The sequence below is a fragment of the Candidatus Zixiibacteriota bacterium genome (assembly GCA_020853795.1).
Classification (GTDB): Bacteria; Zixibacteria; MSB-5A5; order CAIYYT01; family CAIYYT01; genus JADJGC01.
The window spans coordinates 1-2,804 of sequence record JADYYF010000110.1 but is presented as its reverse complement, the minus strand read 5'-3'; the positions used below and the strand labels follow the sequence as shown (position 1 = coordinate 2,804).

At 56.8% G+C, this 2,804-nt stretch carries 4 protein-coding genes; all 4 read right to left on the bottom strand.

Annotated elements, in window-relative coordinates; translation table 11 throughout:
* Positions 1-280: hypothetical protein (locus IT585_09025; protein ID MCC6963381.1), on the bottom strand; the 280-nt coding region annotated here is incomplete at its 3' end.
* Positions 277-1,581, bottom strand: coding sequence for a hypothetical protein (locus tag IT585_09020; protein ID MCC6963380.1), 1,305 nt, complete (start codon positions 1,579-1,581; stop codon positions 277-279). The genes IT585_09025 and IT585_09020, both read right to left, overlap by 4 nt.
* Positions 1,582-1,598: 17 nt before the next feature.
* Positions 1,599-2,000, bottom strand: coding sequence for a hypothetical protein (locus IT585_09015; GenBank protein MCC6963379.1), 402 nt, complete (start codon positions 1,998-2,000; stop codon positions 1,599-1,601).
* 183 nt (positions 2,001-2,183) lie between these two features.
* Positions 2,184-2,804, bottom strand: a 621-nt coding sequence (locus IT585_09010) for a right-handed parallel beta-helix repeat-containing protein (GenBank protein MCC6963378.1), incomplete at its 5' end; no start/stop codon positions are given.

The following is a 2,804-nucleotide window of genomic DNA, read 5'->3' as shown; positions in this document are numbered from 1 at the left end:
TGCCGATCACACCGACCGACAAAGGCACTCCCGGTACGCGACAATGCCCGAGCAGTGCAGCCGCGTCAGGATCCGAAATGTCGATCACAGCCAGTCCCGTAACCGAATCGGCAGCAGCAACGGCCAGGCTATTGGTGACGGCGATATCGCGCACGCTCAGTCGTTGCTGAAACAACTCGATACGCCCGATTAGGTTGAACTCAAACTCATCAGCCGGCTCTAACGCCTGCAGTTGTCCACTCAGCAGACATGCAACTAGCAACAGCAGATACTTCTTCATAGCTCCTCCTTCGGACACGCCGCGCAGGGCACCGGGCCGCCGGCAAAGATGAAGTTGACCAAGTACACGGCGTCGGTGAGAACGACGGTCCCGCTGCAATCGGCATCCCCCGATGCAAGCGGGCTTGGCTGTGACGCGCCGGTAAAAATGTATCCGATCAGGAAGACAACGTCGGAGATGTTGACAAGATTGCTGGCATCGGCATCACCGCAGAGATACTGCAGCCGTGAATAGACGTACGACTCCCGCGTCTCGTTAATCCAGCCGCTTGCCGCTTCCCATCGGAGACCCAACTCGCCGGTCTGATTGCCGGCCAGATCATAGCTGTAAAGTGTTCGGTGTAGTTGCGACGCGGCGAAGTAGTTGTGAACGACCTCGACGAGGAGGTCGCCGGCATATTTCATCGAATCGACGTCCGTCGGCACCCAGTGTGCCGCCTCCCAAATCGAATGCAGGTCGATCGTGCAATGGCCGCGGCTATTATTAGTGAATGAATTCTTGCTGTAGTTGTCCCAACCAGTCAGCCCCCAATTTTGCTCAATGCTCTCGACCTCAAAGTTCTGCGCGTCGTAAAGTGATACCCACCGCCACCAGTTTTTCCACGCACCGCTATCCCAGCCCTGTTGCACGACGGAATCGGGCTGGCTGAGGGAATTGTAAGAGTAGTACTGACGCATCACATTAACCCATTGTTCACTCTCCCATTGCTGAGTGATCACCTCAGAGCGGAGCAGCGAACCACTCACGTACGAGTAGGAATCGAGCACGGCGGGCGTCCACACTCCAAATGACCATGTTGAACTCGTGATCTGGGAGATCAGTCCCTCGGGATTGTAGGACAACGCGTCCATGAACCAAGGTTGCCACTGGTTCTCCTGCCAGAGGTACAGGACTAGGGTCGAGACTCGAGAATCGGCGTCGTAGGTGAAAACGGCCAGCTGCTGGTTATTGAACCCCCCGAGGTCAGAGTCCCAGATCTGAAAGAGTATTTCGTCGAGCAGACCTTGCGGGTTGTAGGAGAAGGACAAAAATCGATCGTTACCCCAATGATCACCGAGCCAATAGAACGACGAATCAGACATCAAGCCGAAAAGGTTACCTCCTTCGCGCAGAGTAGAGCCGCGAAGATTCGGACCGAGCAATTCGTCAACCGATAGCACGCGGGCCAGCGCCCCGGAGACCTTGACCTCCGGCACTGAGCACAGACTGATCAACGGCGGAGTCTTGCTCAAGTGGGGGTTGGCGGCAAGGCACGGAACTGCTAGACTGAGCAACGTCAGGAAACAACAGGTTCTAATCATATTCCCTCCGTTTTGGGTCACGGGCACGTCGCGCAGGGTGCCGGACCGCCGGCGAAGATGTAATTGATCAAGTAGACCACGTCGGAGATGCTGACCGCCCCGCTGCAATCGGCATCGCCAACGCTCTGCGGATCGGGAGCAGGACCGCCGGAAAAGATGTAGGTAATCAGATACACGGCATCGGAGATTGAGATCATGCCGGTGCCGTCGGCATCACCACAGAGAAGAGAGGGGCAGCCAACGCCAACGGCTCCGATGAGGCGCCGGCATTCCGAGTGCGCCGCCGCGCAGGGCGACAAGACGTTGATATGCAGATTCCCCAACCCGCCGCAGAAGAGCGGATCGGCCCAGATGTTGCCGCGCTGGTAGAGCTGATCGCTCAGAACGCCGGTCCAGTCACCACTTTCATTGCCATACAAATCGCAACAAGACAGCGCCGGCACAATACCATAGGCGAAGGCGCTGCAATTATCGTTGAATGCCAGAAGCGAGTTATTGAGTGCGACCGAGTCAGCGTTCGCAGGGATCGAGATTGCGCCGTCGGAGACCGAGCAATCGTTGTAGGCAAAGGTGCAATTTCCGATGGTGGCTGAGCACTTGCTTCAGCCGAATTCGCCACTCGGACTCAGCGCCAGCGCAGCACCGCGCGCCGAATGATTGAAGGCGAAGCTGCAGTAACTCAGCGCGAGCGCAGAGCTATCGGCGACAACAATCGCGCCGCCACTGTAGCCGCTGGAGTTGCTGACGAAAGAGGAGTTGGTCACGACAACTGAACATCTGTCTTCAGCTCCGATGGCGCCGCCGTTGCTCATTGAAGCATTCTGCGCGAAATGACAATCGATGAACTCGCACTGCGATACCCATCTAATATGGACGGCTCCGCCATCACCCTCCGTTTCCGTGACCTCATTTCCCAGAAACAGGCAGCTGTTGAATACGACATCGGATGTGTCGGTTATGGCCACAGCACCTCCTTGTCCTCTCCGGATCGAGTTGAACCGATAGGAGCAATTGGTCTGCGTACCGGTAGAGACCGCGTATTGGATTCCTGCGGGGCCGTTAGTCAAAGCGACATTCGAATCAATTACGCAGTTCAGAAAATCGGCATGCGAGTAACCAACGACCGCAGCGGATCCGAAGCCGGCTTGATTGGAGGCAAAAGTGCATCCCTCGATCCGCAAGGAGGGTGCAAACCAGGCAAAGAGGCCGCCACCAATGTCGGC

Bases quoted from the DNA above. Each gene is read 5' to 3' on its own strand.
- IT585_09020 (MCC6963380.1), bottom strand. From the start codon at position 1,581: ATGATTAGAACCTGTTGTTTCCTGACGTTGCTCAGTCTAGCAGTTCCG.